General features: G+C 58.2%; 9 protein-coding genes. 3 read left to right on the top strand and 6 right to left on the bottom strand.

Features of this window, described 5'->3' with window-relative positions; genetic code table 11:
• Positions 1–155 precede the first annotated feature (155 nt).
• The 3 genes from adhP to hemW form a co-directional block, all read right to left on the bottom strand.
• A complete protein-coding gene (adhP, locus tag ACOBR2_RS02660; protein WP_420238525.1) occupies positions 156–1,184 on the bottom strand; it encodes an alcohol dehydrogenase AdhP in 1,029 nt (342 codons plus the stop codon).
• A gap of 269 nt (positions 1,185–1,453) precedes the next feature.
• The gene (locus ACOBR2_RS02655; protein ID WP_420238524.1) at positions 1,454–1,702 is read right to left on the bottom strand and encodes an anion permease; all 249 of its coding nucleotides are present in this window, start codon (positions 1,700–1,702) and stop codon (positions 1,454–1,456) included.
• 74 nt (positions 1,703–1,776) lie between these two features.
• Entirely contained in the window at positions 1,777–2,994 is a 1,218-nt protein-coding gene (gene hemW / locus ACOBR2_RS02650; RefSeq protein ID WP_420238523.1) for a radical SAM family heme chaperone HemW, read from the bottom strand.
• 88 nt (positions 2,995–3,082) lie between these two features.
• Here hemW and ACOBR2_RS02645 point away from each other — a divergent pair, with 88 nt between their 5' ends.
• On the top strand, positions 3,083–4,216 hold the full coding sequence (locus ACOBR2_RS02645) for a metallophosphoesterase (RefSeq protein WP_420238522.1): 1,134 nt from the start codon (positions 3,083–3,085) through the stop codon (positions 4,214–4,216).
• A gap of 83 nt (positions 4,217–4,299) precedes the next feature.
• On the opposite strand, the gene ACOBR2_RS02640 is transcribed toward ACOBR2_RS02645, so the two are convergent.
• On the bottom strand, positions 4,300–7,782 hold the full coding sequence (locus tag ACOBR2_RS02640) for a carboxypeptidase-like regulatory domain-containing protein (RefSeq protein ID WP_420238521.1): 3,483 nt from the start codon (positions 7,780–7,782) through the stop codon (positions 4,300–4,302).
• A 425-nt stretch (positions 7,783–8,207) separates the two neighbouring features.
• Here ACOBR2_RS02640 and ACOBR2_RS02635 point away from each other — a divergent pair, with 425 nt between their 5' ends.
• Both ACOBR2_RS02635 and ACOBR2_RS02630 read left to right on the top strand, forming a co-directional pair.
• Positions 8,208–9,461 carry a hypothetical protein gene (locus ACOBR2_RS02635; RefSeq protein ID WP_420238520.1) on the top strand — a complete coding sequence of 418 codons (1,254 nt, stop codon included), beginning with the start codon at positions 8,208–8,210 and terminating at the stop codon, positions 9,459–9,461.
• A 163-nt stretch (positions 9,462–9,624) separates the two neighbouring features.
• Positions 9,625–11,340: an NAD-dependent malic enzyme gene (locus ACOBR2_RS02630; RefSeq protein WP_420238519.1), complete on the top strand. Its 1,716-nt coding sequence runs from the start codon at positions 9,625–9,627 to the stop codon at positions 11,338–11,340.
• Between the two features lie 24 nt (positions 11,341–11,364).
• Here ACOBR2_RS02630 and ACOBR2_RS02625 read toward each other — a convergent pair whose 3' ends face one another.
• The gene (locus ACOBR2_RS02625) at positions 11,365–12,279 is read right to left on the bottom strand and encodes a glycosyltransferase family 2 protein (RefSeq protein ID WP_420238518.1); all 915 of its coding nucleotides are present in this window, start codon (positions 12,277–12,279) and stop codon (positions 11,365–11,367) included.
• Positions 12,280–12,472: 193 nt separating this feature from the next.
• The gene (locus tag ACOBR2_RS02620; protein ID WP_420238517.1) at positions 12,473–14,950 is read right to left on the bottom strand and encodes a protein kinase domain-containing protein; all 2,478 of its coding nucleotides are present in this window, start codon (positions 14,948–14,950) and stop codon (positions 12,473–12,475) included.
• Between the last annotated feature and the right edge of the window lie 73 nt (positions 14,951–15,023).

The raw sequence follows: 15,023 nt of genomic DNA, 5'->3' as shown, positions 1-15,023 counted from the left end.
CAAATCCGGGCGGGGTCTTTCTGCAGGAAAAAGGGCCCGGGGTAAACTCCGGGCCCTGTGGGGCATTACATGCGACAAACTGTTCAGGCTTTTTGAGTCACGCAAAGCAGATGGCCGCACCGCAGGTGCCCTGCTGAGCCACGTTGTTCCACGCGTCAGGCGTTCATATCCAGAACAATCCGGCCATCGATCTTGCCCTCATGCATGCGATGGAAGATCTCGTTGATGTTTTCCAGCTTATCGGCAGCAACGGTGGCCTTCACCTTGCCCAGACTCGCCAGTTCCAGCGAATCGCGCAGATCAGCCCGCGTACCCACAATCGATCCGCGCACTGTAATGCCGTTCAGCACCAAGTTAAAGATGTCCAGCGGGAATGTGCCCGGCGGCAGACCATTCAGCGCAACCGTTCCGCCGCGCCTGACCATACCCACAGCCTGCGCAAAGGCCTTGGGCGAAACAGCCGTCACCAGTACGCCGTGCGCACCGCCAATCTCCTTTTTAAAGAACTCGGCCGGATCGGTGGTCATGGCGTTCACCGTGGCGGTTGCGCCCAGTTTGCGGGCCAGTTCCAACTTTTTGTCGTCCACGTCAACCGCACCCACATTAAAGCCCATCGCCTTGGCGTACTGCACGGCCAAGTGGCCCAAACCGCCAATACCGGAAATAATCACCCACTGGCCGGCCTTGGCGTCGGTCATCTTCAGGCCCTTGTACACGGTCACGCCCGCACACAGCACCGGCGCAATTCCCACAAAATCCAAACCATCCGGCACATGGCCCACAAACTTCGGATCGGCCAGCGAGTACTGGGCAAAGCCGCCATTCACGGAATAGCCTGTATTTTGCTGACTTTCGCAGAGCGTCTCCCAGCCCGAAACGCAGTATTCGCAGTGACCGCAAGCTGTATGCAGCCAGGGAATACCCACCCGGTCGCCTTCCTTGATGCCGGTTACGTCTTTGCCCACGCCAGAAACAAATCCCACCCCCTCGTGGCCGGGGATGAAAGGTGGCTTCGGTTTGACCGGCCAGTCGCCCTCGGCGGCATGCAGGTCCGTGTGGCATACGCCGCAGGCTTCGATCTTGACCTGGATCTGTCCGGCGGCGGGTTCGGGGATGGGAACCTCTTCGATGACAAGGGGCTTGGAGAACTCCCGCACGACGGCGGCTTTCATGGTTTTGGCCATTGCTCTGTTCATCCTTTCGGCGACGGCGCTGTGCAAACACCGACGTGTTTCTGCCTGAATTTACCTTGCACTAAGAGTCTTTGTGCAGCACTACTCCCTACACAAGAACCCACCCCAAAAGTACCGATGCCAAAAGTCCAAAAACGGAATTCGCGCACGATTCCCTTTCGCGCAGGAAAAAATACTGTCGCGAAATAGGACAGATACGGAGAGCATGAAAGCATACGTTGAACGGGGACTCATACCCCTATCCGCAAGGGACAGGTCAGCTACATGCCAGCCAGAAAGGTCTTTGCTCCCACCACCAGCACCCAGGGCACAGCCAACAGCACCGGCAGCATGGCCGTCACATGTGCCATAATGCTGGCAAAAGCATAGTACGAAAAGTAGAAGACCATGAGCAGCAGCAACAGCGCCGTCAGCGGTACAAAACCTGCCACGTGCTGGCAAACGGCCTGGGCAAACCAGCCGATGAAGCCCACCCGGCTCAAACCTTCGGCCAGAAGGAGCAGGGGCATCCATGCCCCCGCAAGGACGCAGGCCGAAGAACGTGCCAGCAAGCCCTGATTCAGCCCCTCCGAAAAATGCACCCCTAGCCTTCCAACTCCAGAAACTCGGCAAATACCTCATTTGAGAGTAATCTGCCACGCGGGCTCAGCCGCACCCACTCCGCATCGCCTTCCAGCAAGCCATCTTCCGCCAGCCGCGCTGCCGCCTTGCGGGCCGGAGCCACGCGTTTCTGCCCAAACTCCTGCTCCAGTGCGGCAAAACACACCCCGCGATTCAGCCGCAGGCCCAAAAACCACGCCTCTTCATGCTGGCGATCGGGCGAAAGCCAGGCCGTTTCTGCCGGTTGCTTGCCGTCGATGTAGGTCTTCAGGTCGTCGCAGGTCTTGGCGCGCAGCACATAGGGAAGTTCGTCCGCATCGTCCTCGGCTGGCAGGGCACGCAGCATGGAGGAAGCGTCCAACCCCACGCCCAGGTAGGGTTTGCGCTCCCAATAACGCAGATTGTGGCGGGCTTCGAATCCCGTCCGGCCCAGATTCGAAATCTCGTACTGCTCGATTCCCGCCGCGCCCAGCCGCGCCACGCCCTCTTCGTAAAGATCGGCGATCTGCTCGTCTTCCGGCACCTTGCCGGCATGATAGCGATTGCCACCCTCCAGCAGCTCACGACCCAGCCGCGAATCCTCATCCACTTCGAGCATGTACAGGCTGGCATGGGGCACACCACAGGCAATGAGCGCATCGAGCGACTCCTTCCAGCTCTCTGCCGTCTGCCCGGGCAAGCCGGCAATCAGGTCAATGTTCAGATTTCCGACGCCTGCCGCCCGCAGCCGGGCAATGTCCCGCTCCACGTCGGCCCGCGTGTGCTTCCGGCCGCTCCACTGCGCCTCACGGTCAATGAACGACTGCACGCCGAAGCTCGAACGGTTCATGCCCGCCTCCACCAGAGCCTCCAGCGTCGCATCTTCGATCTGGGCCGGAGCGCACTCCACTGTAATCTCGGCGTCCTGATCCACATCGAACTCGCCGCGCATTCCCCGGAAAAGCTCAGCCACCAGTTCGGGCGCCAGCAAGCTGGGCGTACCGCCGCCCAGGTAGATCGTGTCTACCTGCTGGGGCAGTTCCACCTTCAGTTCCTTGGCCCAGGCCTTGGCCGCCGCCAGTTCAGCCACCACACGCCGGATGTAGCGCTCATGATCGCGCACCGGGTAAACGCCGCTCGCAAAGTTGCAATAGGTGCATTTGGACCGGCAAAACGGAATACTTACGTACAGGCCGAGTGTCGGCCCCTGAACACCGCTCATAGAAAGATTCTTTCATGTTTTACTGAATCTTTGCGTCCATGCTCCACCCCGCTGCGTCCATGCCATCATGAAAGACAGGAGATTTCTTTTGAAACTTTGGCCCTTTGCCGGAGTCGCCTTTGTGGCTACAGTGCTGGCCCTGGCACACTGGTTCCTTTTCCATAGCTGGCTGGCCTTTTGGCCTGATCTTGCGCCGGGTCTGGTTTCTGGAGTGCGTCTAACGCTCTTCCTGCTGGCCTTCAGCTTCATCGTCGCATCGCTGCTCAGCTTCCGCTTCCACAACCTTCCGGTGCGCATCGTTTACGCCGCCTCTGCCCTCTGGCTGGGCTTCCTGAACTTTTTCTTCTGGAGCGCCCTGCTCAGCTGGCTGGCCAGCGATGTACTTCTGCTGACCCACGCCCCCAACGCCCTGCTGCTGCGTGGCCGGATCGCCGCCGCGCTCACCCTGCTGGCCGTGCTCGTCAGCCTGTGGGGACTGGTGAATGCCCGCATCCTGCATGTGCGCCGCTATACGGTACCCCTCAAAAATCTGCCCGACGCCTGGCAGGGCCGCACCGCGCTGGTGCTCAGCGACGTGCACCTGGGGCACATCAATGGCCGTCGCTTCCTCGACCGCGTGGCCCGGTTAGCGGAAAAACTGGCCCCCAACATGATCCTGCTGCCCGGCGACCTTTTTGACGGCGGCGCGGCCGACGCCGACCATGTGCTTGCCCCCTTCAGCGCCCTGCACCCGCCCCAGGGTTTCTACTTCTCCAGCGGCAATCATGACGAATTTGGAGACATGGCCGAATTCACCCGCGCCATCCGTGCAGCCGGCATTCAGGTACTCTCGAACGAAGCCGTTGACGTGGATGGCCTGCGCATTCTCGGTGTTCCCTTCCACGACGCCAGTTCGCCGCTGCATCTGGAAACCGTGCTTGAACACCTGCTGCCAGCCGAGGAGAATCGTCCGCCCTCGGTGCTGCTCAGCCATGTGCCCAATCGTCTGCCCGTCCTTGCGCAGGCAGGCGTGGATCTGGTGGTCTGCGGCCACACCCACAGCGGCCAGATCTTTCCCTTTACCTGGCTCACCCGCCGCATCTTCGGTGTTTACACGCACGGTCTGCACCCATTTGCTGCGTTGCAGGTCTGCACATCAAGCGGCGTCGGCGTCTGGGGTCCGCCCATGCGGGTGGGCAGTTCCTCGGAGGTTGTGTTGCTGCGCTTTGAAAAAGGCCGCTGACCTTTCTGCCTCTGCGCAATAAAAAAGGCTCCCACCTCCAGCAGGAGATGGGAGCCTTTTTTTGTAGCTGTTCTTGTGTCTCGTTAGAAGTTGAACTTGGCTCCGAACTCCACCGAGCGCGCTTCATACGTCGGCGTGCTGCTGGTCGAGGTGATCGTGCCCAGTGCGCTGTTTGTGCCGCTGGCATAGACCGACGCATTCGGCGTGGCAAAGTTCGGATGGTTGAAGATGTTGTAGGAATCGGCCCGCACCTGCAGATTGTAGTGGTTGCTCCACTTGATGTTCTTCTGCAGATTCATGTCCATATTCCACCAGCCGGGTCCGCGCAGCTTGTCATAGCTGGAGTTTCCGATCGGAATATAGGCATTGCCATTGGCGTCGGTGGTCTTCGTCGGCGCCGCAAAGGCGTTCGGGTTGAACCACTGCGTGCGGCTCTTGTGGCTGGGGTACAGCGACCGACCGGACACCACATTCGGACGCAGGCTGTTCCACATTGTGCCCGTCTGGTTGGTGGTGATGTTGAACGGCTGGCCCCCCTGGAACGAGCCCACGCCGGAGTACTGCCAACCACCGATGAACTTGTCCAGCAGGTTGCTCACATTGCCACCCAACCAGTGACCACGACCAACCGGCAGTGCATAGGTGTAGTTCAGGTTCAGAGCTACGGGCGTAATGCCGCCCACCGGCCCATATGAGTCGCTGGTGTTTGCGCCGGTCGGGTTCATGAATGACTCCACACCCAGAATGCGCGTCCACTGGAACTCAGCGTTGACCGATGTGCCGTTGTGGTAGTGCTTGTGCAAGCCAGCCTGCAGCGCATTCATCGAGGTGTGCTGCGCAGGATAGTTATAGCCGGTGATCGAGCTGAAGGGCTGATGCAGATAGTTGCTCTGCAGCGTCGAGTAATAGTACGGGACGCTCTGCGTCGGCACGTTCAGGTTCATTGAAACCGTACTGCCGTTGTCGTTCTGCTTGATGTTGAGCATGCCAACGTAGCCCACCCGCACACTCATCTGGCCGGGCAGTTCGCGCTCCACCTCAAGGTTGTAGGACTCGCTGTACGGGGTCACAGTCTTGTGCTGGGCACTGGCGCCAAAGGTGGTCGATGAGAAGCTGCCCGAGGTCACGAACGGATTGCTCATCGTAAAGTAGCTGCTGTTATATGCCGTGCTGCTGTTGCTGTAGGTTCCTGTGCCCACCAGAGGCGTCTGTTCAAACCAGTAGTGCATGTAGTCGGCTACCAACAGGTTGTAGTAGATGCCAAAAGCACCACGCACCACCGTCTTGCTCGTCGGCTGATAAGCAAAGCCCACGCGCGGAGCAATGTGCGGAGCCGGCTCCTTCAGGTAATCGTAGAGCTTGTTGCTGATGCCTGCCTGCTGGGAGGTCTCGATGGCATTATCGCTCTGCAGGATGGACATGTACTTGGCAACATACTGCGAAGGATAGCTGTTGCCAAAGTAAACCAGCTTCTGCTGCTCGGGCGTCCACAGAATTTCCTTGTGGTACTGGTCGCCAGCAAACCACTGCTGGTTGTAGCGCACGCCAATGTTCAGCTGCAGTTTGCTCGTCACCTTCCAGTCGTCCTGGATGTAGGCGGCATACTCAAAGCTGATTTCACGCAGTGGGTACTGGTTCGCCGGCAGACCGTTGGAGCTCTGCGCGGGTACGCCCAGCAAGAAGTCGGCAAAGGCATCGCCCGAATACGTTGACGTGCTGCTGCCTCCCTTGCCAAACGTGAAGCTGCCATTGGAGGGTAGGTAGGTGACGTAGTAGTCGTCGGCCAGAACCGAACCACCCACCTTGACCGTGTGGCGCGGGAAGACCTTGGTCAGACTGGGAGCCACGTTGTAGACCTGGTCGAGACCAGGATAGGCCGCCGCGTAATCGCTGACTCCCGTAATCCCCATCTGATAGTTGTTGCTGGAGGGTTCGTTGATCGAGATCGTCGGAGCGCCCGCACCGGCGCTGGTGCCCAGACCATTGATCAGTGCGCCAAAGTTATAAAGCGAGTGCGGCATGCGGTAGACGTGCATGTGATAGTACGATGCCGGCATATCAAAGATCAGAGAAGAAGAGAAGGTGTGCGTCCAGCCCAGGATGCTGTCCACAACATGTTCGCCAATGTTGCCCGAACCACCTGCCAGACTGTCTGTATAGCCAGCGGCATAAGGACCATAAAAGGCATGCAGGAAGGTGGCGCGCAGCTGATCCTTGTCGCTCAGCCGGTGATCCACGCGCATGGCAAAACGCTTGGCAGACTGCGTGTAGCCAATCACTTCATTGGTATTGGCCACCCCTGCATTCACGCAGATCGACTGATTGGTAGCATGCGGGTACAGCACGTTCAACAGCGTCTGCGTTACCGAGTTCAACTGACCGGAGGGAATTTTGTTGCCATATGCAGTCGTGTAGTTGACGCCCGTAATCGGGTTCACCAGCGTCAGCGTTGAGTTGTTGCTATAGCAATTGCCGCCCGGCATGTAATCGCTAAAGTCGCCCGAACGCATCTTGTCGGTTGGCTGGCTCGTCTGCGCCACGCTCGAATAGGTGTAGTCGTAGCCTTCATAGGAACCGAAGAAGAAGCTCCGGTTGCGACCATCATAAAAGTGCGGAATGCTGATCGGACCAGAAAAATTGCCGCCAAATTCATTGCGCTCATAAGGAGCGCGCGCACTGGCCGCCGCATGCGTTGTGTTCTGCCAGGGCTTGGCATTCATGCCCTTTGAACGGTTGAACCAGAGCAGTTCTCCGTGATAGTCGTTGGTGCCGCTTTTGGTCACCGTGATGATCTGGGCCTGCGCGCCATACTCGGCCGGAACGCCGTTGGTCAGCATCTTGAACTCGTCCAGCGCATCAATCGAAGGAATTTCCTGGTTGGAACGTTGCAAATCCTTCTGCTCGTTCACCGTACCATCCAGCGTAGTGTCGATGGTGCCGTAGGAGTTGCGTCGCGTTGAACCGACCGACACCGTTACGCCATACTTCTGCACCTGATCCGGTGCATATGCCAGGTTCTGCACGCCCGGTGCCAGCATGTACATCGCATACAAGCTCAGACGTCCATTGTTCGGCGTATTCTGCAGGTCGCTGCTATCCAGAACCACACCCACCGAGGACTGCTCGGTTTCTATGGTGGGAACCTGATCGGCATTGACCTCGACTACCTCAGTGTTCGCACCCACGCTCAGCGCCGCGTTCACTTCAGCAACCTGATCGATGATCAGGTCCAGATTCTTCTGCTCAAAAGCCTTGAAGCCCGCCGCCTCAATGCGGATGTCATAATGGCCCGGCGCCAGATGCGGAGCCGCATAGCTGCCGATGTTTGAAGTAACCAGAGTGCGGGTGGCGTTGGTCTCTAACTGATGGATAATCACCTTGGCGCCGCTCACCGGAGCGCCACTGGGATCGTCCACCACGCCCGTTATCGTGCCCGTGATCTCCTGCCCGTAGATCGCCTGCTGACCCAGAATCGTCAGCAGCCCCAGACAGAGAATCGACAGTTTTTGCCTCCAAACGAACACGCGAGCCTGACGCTCAGCAGTTCGCAATAGGTTCCCAATCATAATTCTTCCTTCCTCCGTTATTTGTTCTGGTTTACGGTGTGGGAGATTAAAAAGATATATTGCACAGGTTGAACTTTAGAGAGAGAAGCGGGTCACGTATAGGTTATTCACGGCATTTCACAAGCAGGTTTTTGGATTTATACGCATGATACAAACCTCTCCACAGAAATTCACATTGGCGGACCGCAATCCTGCACTTTTAACGAAAATGAAACAAAACGATTGCACACGTTTAAAGATTCTCTGCTCTCCCCGCCCTGTCCGTGGGACAAATTTCACCGTGAAAATTACATACCACGCCTCGCCCTCTGGCCACCCTGCCTTTTTTACACTCTTTTCCACACCATGGAATGCTCCGTGAAATCCATTCCACACCCCCTCTGCTTTTAAAATCCCTCGCGCACACTCCATATATGATGGGGAGAATGACCGCGCCATCCATCTCCAGTGAACAGCGCAATGCCCTGCTGGGACGCATTCTTGCCTCCCCACAGTTCGTCCGATCGCCCAAGCTCTCGGCCTTTTTGCGCTGCATCTGTGAGTTGGAGAGCCAGGGGCTGGCCAGCCAGATCAACGAGCAGCGCATCGGAGTAACCGTCTTCGGGCGCAAAGAGGGGTACAGCGTGGGCGACGACAGCATCGTTCGCTCCCAGGCCCGCTTTTTGCGCCTGCATCTTGAGGAGTACTTCACCCGGGAAGGCTCCAGTGAGCCCTTCCTTCTGAGCATTCCCAAGGGTTCCTACGTTCCTGTCTTCCAAAAGCGCCCGGAAGAATCCCCGCAAACGTCGGCAGACACAACAAAGGCACCGCAGGACGCACCGCAAACGACCTCGCGACTACAACACATCCTATTTATTTTCTTTTTTTTAGCTCTCCTGACCGGTGTTCTTTCCCTGTTTGTCTTCCACGCTCCATGGCTTCAGAATCTGCATAAGACAAGTGAGCAGCGATTCTGGGAGAGCGTCTTCGATTCCCGGCGCAGACCCATCATCGTTCCCTCCGACAGCAGCCTGGTTCTGCTGGAAGCAATCGCCGGCCACACCGTCCCTCTCGACGACTACATGAACCGACGCTATCTGAATGAACTTCCGGATGCTGCACTGAAAAGCACCTGGCAGACCGTCGCCATCAGCCAATACACCAGTCTGGCCGATCTGACGCTGGTCTCTCGTCTGCAGCAGCAACCCACCGCCATTGCCTCCGGTGCCCGGATCCGCTTTGCCCGCTATGTGGCCATGAAGGAGCTGAAAGAAAGCAATGCAGTTCTGATCGGCGGTCTGCGCTCCAACCCATGGGTTGCCCTTTATATGCCGGTCCAAAAGATGAGCATTGAGTACGATCAGCAACGTCAGCTGAATTTTGTGTGGAACCGATCCCACGGCAGCGGCGAGCAGGAACGCTATTACGAAAGCGGCAACAATTCAGCGCATACGGCCTTCGGCATGATTGCCTATCTGCCCAGTCTGGATGGCCAGGGAACAGCCCTGATTGTGGGCGGCACCAGCAAAGCTGGAACCGAAGCCGCCGGAGAGTACCTCTTCAACAAGAACTTTGCATCCTTTTTGCAGCAGTTGGGCAACGGCGGAACCCCGCCCCACTTCGAGCTGCTCATCGCCACCGATAACCTTAATGGCGAATCCAGCAACGTGCGCATGGTCTGCTTTCATCGCCTGAATTGATTCCCCTCCGGTGCGTATGGGCACAAGCGCCCCTTCCCTCACTGTGGTACTGATATTCTGTCCGCAACAGAGAGCGAACGCCCCCCGGAGCGTGCATCTACTTTTGCCACCCCTGCTCCGCGCGGCCGGAACAGGCATTTTCCGTCGCAAGGAGCACCTTTTCGTGTCTACCCAGTACCCTTCTGATCAGCTTTCGACCCAATCCGCGATTCGCACCACGCTCTCCGGCGCAGACCTGCTTTTGAATCCCCGCCTGAACAAGGGCACCGCCTTTACCAATGAAGAACGCGACCTCTTCGACCTGCACGGCATGCTGCCGCCGCACGTTGGTACGCTTGAAAACCAGCGTGAGCGCCGCAAGATTGCCCTGGCTGCCCGCGAAGCGCCGTACCTGAAGTACGTGATGATGCGCGACCTGCAGGATAATGACGAAACCCTCTTTTACTCCTTCATTGAGAACAATATCGAAGAGCTGCTGCCGATCGTCTACACGCCCACCGTGGGCGAGGGCTGCCAGCGCTTCAGCGAGAGCTGGCGCAAACCCCGCGGCCTCTTCCTGAGCTACCCGGAAAAGGACCGCATGGAGCAGATCCTGGCCAACCCGCGCTTTGATCACGTGCGCTGCATCGTGGTCAGCGATGGGGAACGCATTCTTGGTCTGGGCGATCAGGGTGCGGGCGGCATGGGCATTTCCATCGGCAAAATGGCGCTGTACACCGCGCTCGGCGGCATTCCACCCGAGCACTGCCTGCCGATTCTGCTCGACGCGGGCACCGACAACGAAACCCTGCTCAACGACCCCATCTACATTGGCTGGCAGCACAAGCGCGTCCGCGGCGCAGAGTACGCCACCTTCATTGAGCAGTTCATACAGGCCGTAAAAAAACGCTGGCCAAACATTCTGCTGCAGTGGGAAGACTTTGCCAACCCCAACGCCTCCACCCTGCTCTCCCGCTATCGCGATAGCCTGTGCACCTTCAATGACGACATTCAGGGCACGGCAGCCGTGGCCACTGGCACGTTGCTCTCCGCCGTCAAGGCCACCGGCGTTCCGCTCAGCAAACAGGTTATCGCCACCTACGGCGCGGGTTCGGCCGGCATCGGCATTCTGGATCTACTGGTAGCAGCCATGATGGAAGAAGGCCTGACCGAAGCCGAGGCACGTCAGCGCATCTATGCCATCGACCGCTACGGCCTTCTCGTTGAGGGATGCCAGGGTATCCGCCCAGACCAGGAAAAACTCGTGCACAAGCGCGCCGACGTGACCGGATGGAAGGTTGAGAATCCCGGCGCCATCAGCCTGCTCGACGTAGTGCGCAACGTCGGCGTCACCGTGCTGATCGGAGTTTCCGCCCAGGCTGGAGCCTTCTCGGAAGAGATCATCCGCACCATGGCCAGCCACTGCGAACGCCCGGTGATCTTCCCGCTCTCCAACCCCACGGTGAAGGCCGAAGCCGAACCCATCAACCTGCTGCGGTGGACCGAAGGACGCGCCATTGTGGGCACCGGAAGTCCCTTCCAGCCAGTTGAGTTCAACGGCAAAAGCTATCCGATCGCGCAGGTAAACAACTCCTACGTCTTCCCCGGTCTGGCGCTGGGCATTCTGGTTGCGCAGGCCACACGGGTTACCGACAACATGATCATGGCCTCAGCCAAGGCGCTGGCCTCGCTCTCTCCCGCGGCCAACGACCCTGCCGCGCCGCTGCTGCCGCCCATCACCGACGCCCGCCAGATCAGCGCCCTGATCGGCGAGGTTGTAGCCCGCCAGGCAATCAAAAACGGCGTTGCCGACCCCATCAGCGACGAGGCTTTGAAGACCGCCATCGCCAATTACATGTGGGAGCCGGTCTACCTGCCCTACGAACGCATCCGCTGCTAAAGCGGCACTCCCGGTCCGGTTCTGTCAGTAGTTTTGCTGACAAAACCGGATCAGCTCTTCCCGCCCGATCAGTTTGTCTTCATACACATCGCGCTGCTTGAACAAAAACCTTCCCAAAAGCCTAAGAATCCAATACTCTCCGCGAAGCCGGAAAAGAATCATCCATTTGACGACCGGTCTGTTCCAAATCATTCCGAATTTATTCAGCAGCTGCCAGCGACTTTTATAAAACATCAGCACACGCTTGCGTGTGGTGCGCTTGGTTCCGCCACCTTCGTGGAAGACTACCGGGCCATCCAGAACCCGCACCCTCCAGCGTGAGCGGTTCATCCTCATACTGAAGTCCATGTCCACATCCAGGAATTCAAAGTCCTCATCGAATCCTTGAACCTCCTGAAAAGCCTCTTTGCGCATCGCCAGGGCACAGGTAAAAAACGACAGCCGTCTGCTGTCTTCGGGGAAGATCTTTTTCCACCAGGCATACAGTCCCTGCCCCAGAATCAGACTCATCGCCCCTTCTTCTGGACGATACGATTCCGTTCGCTGGCCGCGACTTCCTACTGTATTCATCACCACCAGACCCAGGTCAGGATCCTTGCTGAAAGCATCCCGTACACGAGCGCAGAAGGGCGTTTGTGGACGCGCATCCGCATCGAAAACCAGGACAATCTCCTCATTCCGCGTACGGATTGCGGTGTTGAGCGCTCGGGAAAATCCAAGATTGACCTGACCGCGCTCCACCTGCGTTCCCTCGGGAAACTCAACGTCCTGCTCCTGCGGTGAACAGTCATCGTACACAAGAATGGATTGAAAGTTTCCGTAATCATGCTGAAAGCAGGCCTCAACGCACTGCCGGGCCAGATCCCAGGTGTTATAACTTGTCAGCACTATGCCGATCGAAGGAAACTCGACTTCTTTATGCGTTCCATTTTTTATCATGGCGGTTCAATCCTTTAAAGAGTCCGCTGTAAAGTTCCATCTACGTAGCGTATTGAAGATAAATCCAATAAAAATATGCGTCGTGTGGGCTGCCGTACGGAATCCCCAGAGGAATGGCTCTCAGGCAGAGACATTCCCCGGAAACTGTAACCATCTTTGCCGCCATTCTACCTGAATGGTCGGCGATCAATCCTTATTCCGTCTCGCGTGGCAACTGTTCAATCAGCCGCTTCCACGTCTTCTGGTTCTTGCGGAAGGACTTCTTCAAATCATCCAGAATCCGCTCAAAGTCGGCGTTGGTCTTCAGCCGGTTCCATGCCGGATTCTTCTGGAACCACGGATAGTTCTCATTGCCCAGGTAGATCGCGCGACGCAGCCAGTGCAGCGCCTCGCTGGAGTCGCCTTCGACGGCAAAATAGGTAGCCAAACGATAGGCCATTTCGCCATCGGCCTCGGCTCCGGCCAACGTGTCGTCGGTGATCAGCCCGGCGGCCTTCTCCCGCATGCCTGCCTGCACATAGCAAAGCGTGAGCGTGGGCACGGCGATACGCATCGACGTATCGTCCTTGATTACGCCCTCCAGAATCTCGATGGCTTCCTTCAGATTGCCCAGACGCATCTGCTGATAGCCGTTCGAAGTCCGCAGAAGGGGGTGGCGTGGATCGAGGGCCAAACCCTTTTCCAGTTCATCGCCAGCCAGATCCATCTGGTTTTGATAGTGGTAAACGCGGGCACGGTGGTTATAAAGGATGGGCGCATTGGCCGGGGCCAGTTTGAGCGCGCGACTGAAGTGCTCCAGAGCCTCGTCATACATGCCATCGCAGCGCAGCGCAATGCCGGCCACCATGTGCACATTCCAGTCGTTATCGGCATGCATCAGCAGGTTAGCCGCACCATGGCGGGCCGACTCTTTTTCGCCACGCGCCAACAGCATGTAAATGCGGTAGAGATTCGGCTCAATCGCGCCAGGATCCAGACGCAACGCCTCGTCGAAGGCGCGGCGAGCCTTCACCAGATAGATCTGTCCGCCAAAACCATGACGCGCATACTGCAATTCGGCAATGCCCAACCCGCTCCAACCAGCGGCAAAGTTGGCATCGGCTACAGTGACTTCCTGCAGAAGACTGTGGGCCCGGTCCAGGTCTGCCAGCGATCCAGTGCGCACCATAAAGGAACTGAGCAACGCGCGACCCTGCAGATACTTTTCGCTGACCGGTCCGGGCAGCGTGGAGTCGCTGATCGGCGGGCGCGGTCCACTGCGCGGCGCATCCATGCTTTCGGTTGCTGAAATTCCATGCAGTGAGGCAAAAACTTCATTGGAAATCTCGCTCTGCACGGCGATCAGATCGAGCGAGGCCACGCGAATGGCTCCGCCTGAGCGCACCGACTGCGACGAAATATCGATCAGCTGCCAGTTCAGATCAAAACCTGCATCGGAGCGCAGAAAGTTGCCCGTCAGCATGAAGGAAACCATCAGCTTTTGCCCCACCGAGAGCGGGTCCATCTGCGCCAGCGGCAGCGCCATCAGCGAACTGGAGGGCCGCACCAGCAATCCGGGAATGCGGGCCAGCCGCGCCGCAATCGCATCGGCTAAAGCATGGCCATAGAGCGGCGCAACCTCGGCAGCGCCCAGATTCGTAAAGGGCAGCACCACCAGAGAGTTTTTGGGCGTGCGTTCGCTGGCAGACTCACGAAAGCGCTCAGCCAACATCGACAAAAAGCCCGTCGAACGCTTCTCAGCTTCACTCTCCGTAATCGGAACGGCGGTAGAATCGGTTGCCAGAATGCCGGTATCGATCTCCAGCGTGCGCATGATCGTCTTGAGCGCTTCGCGGATTTCGGCCGCTGAGCCGTAGCGTTCACCAGGATTCTTGGCCAAACAGTTGGCAATCACACTGCGCAGCTCAGCCGGCAGGGTGGGCGCAATCTCGGCCAGATCAGCCGGTTCCTGAAACTGAATGGCGCGGATCACCTGAAAATCTTCATCGTTGGGCCGCGCAAAAGGGTGCTGTCCGGTGGCCAACTCGTAAAGCAGCACACCCAGCGCCCAAAGGTCCGTCTGCACGCTCGATTGCCCGGTGACGAACTGCTCCGGCGCCATATAGCGGATGGTTCCGCCCCGTGCCGTGTAGGTGGCCGGAGTGGCGCCGTTTTGGGTCAGCGCTCCACGCGAAGTATCGTTTGGATCATCGCCGTGCAGGCGACGCGCCAGACCAAAGTCCAGCAGCTTGACCAGACCACCGTCGGTCAGCATCACGTTCTGCGGCTTCAGGTCGCGGTGGAAGATGCCCAGCGAATGGGCGGCATGCAGTCCGTCGGCAATCTGAATGCCCACGGACAGAATCAACTGCAGCGCAGCCGGTCCCTTGGCCGTCAGCTGGTCCAGCGTCTGGCCGGGCACATACTGCATGGCAATGTAGACTTCTTCGCCCGACTCGCCCACTTCATAGATGGCGCACACGTTGGGGTGCTCGATGGCCGAAGCCAGCCGCGCCTCCCGCAAAACGGTCTTGCGCATCTGCTCAATGGTGAGCAGACCGGTCCGCAGGATTTTCAACACTACCGGCCGTTCCAGTTGCTGATCGTTGGCCAGATACACCACACCGCTGCCACCGGCTCCCAGCCGGCGAAGGATCTCATAATGCCCGATAACTTTACGCTTGATTGCCACGCGACAAGTGTAGCGGATTCCCCCTCAGGAAAGCCTCAATGCTCCATAGAATCTGTTGAATCTGTTACCTTCG

Origin of the sequence: Telmatobacter bradus (genome assembly GCF_048629425.1) — a bacterium.
Classification (GTDB): domain Bacteria; phylum Acidobacteriota; class Terriglobia; order Terriglobales; family Acidobacteriaceae; genus Telmatobacter; species Telmatobacter bradus.
The sequence above is the reverse complement of the archived record's forward strand: the minus strand, read 5'-3'. Positions and strand labels throughout refer to the sequence as shown.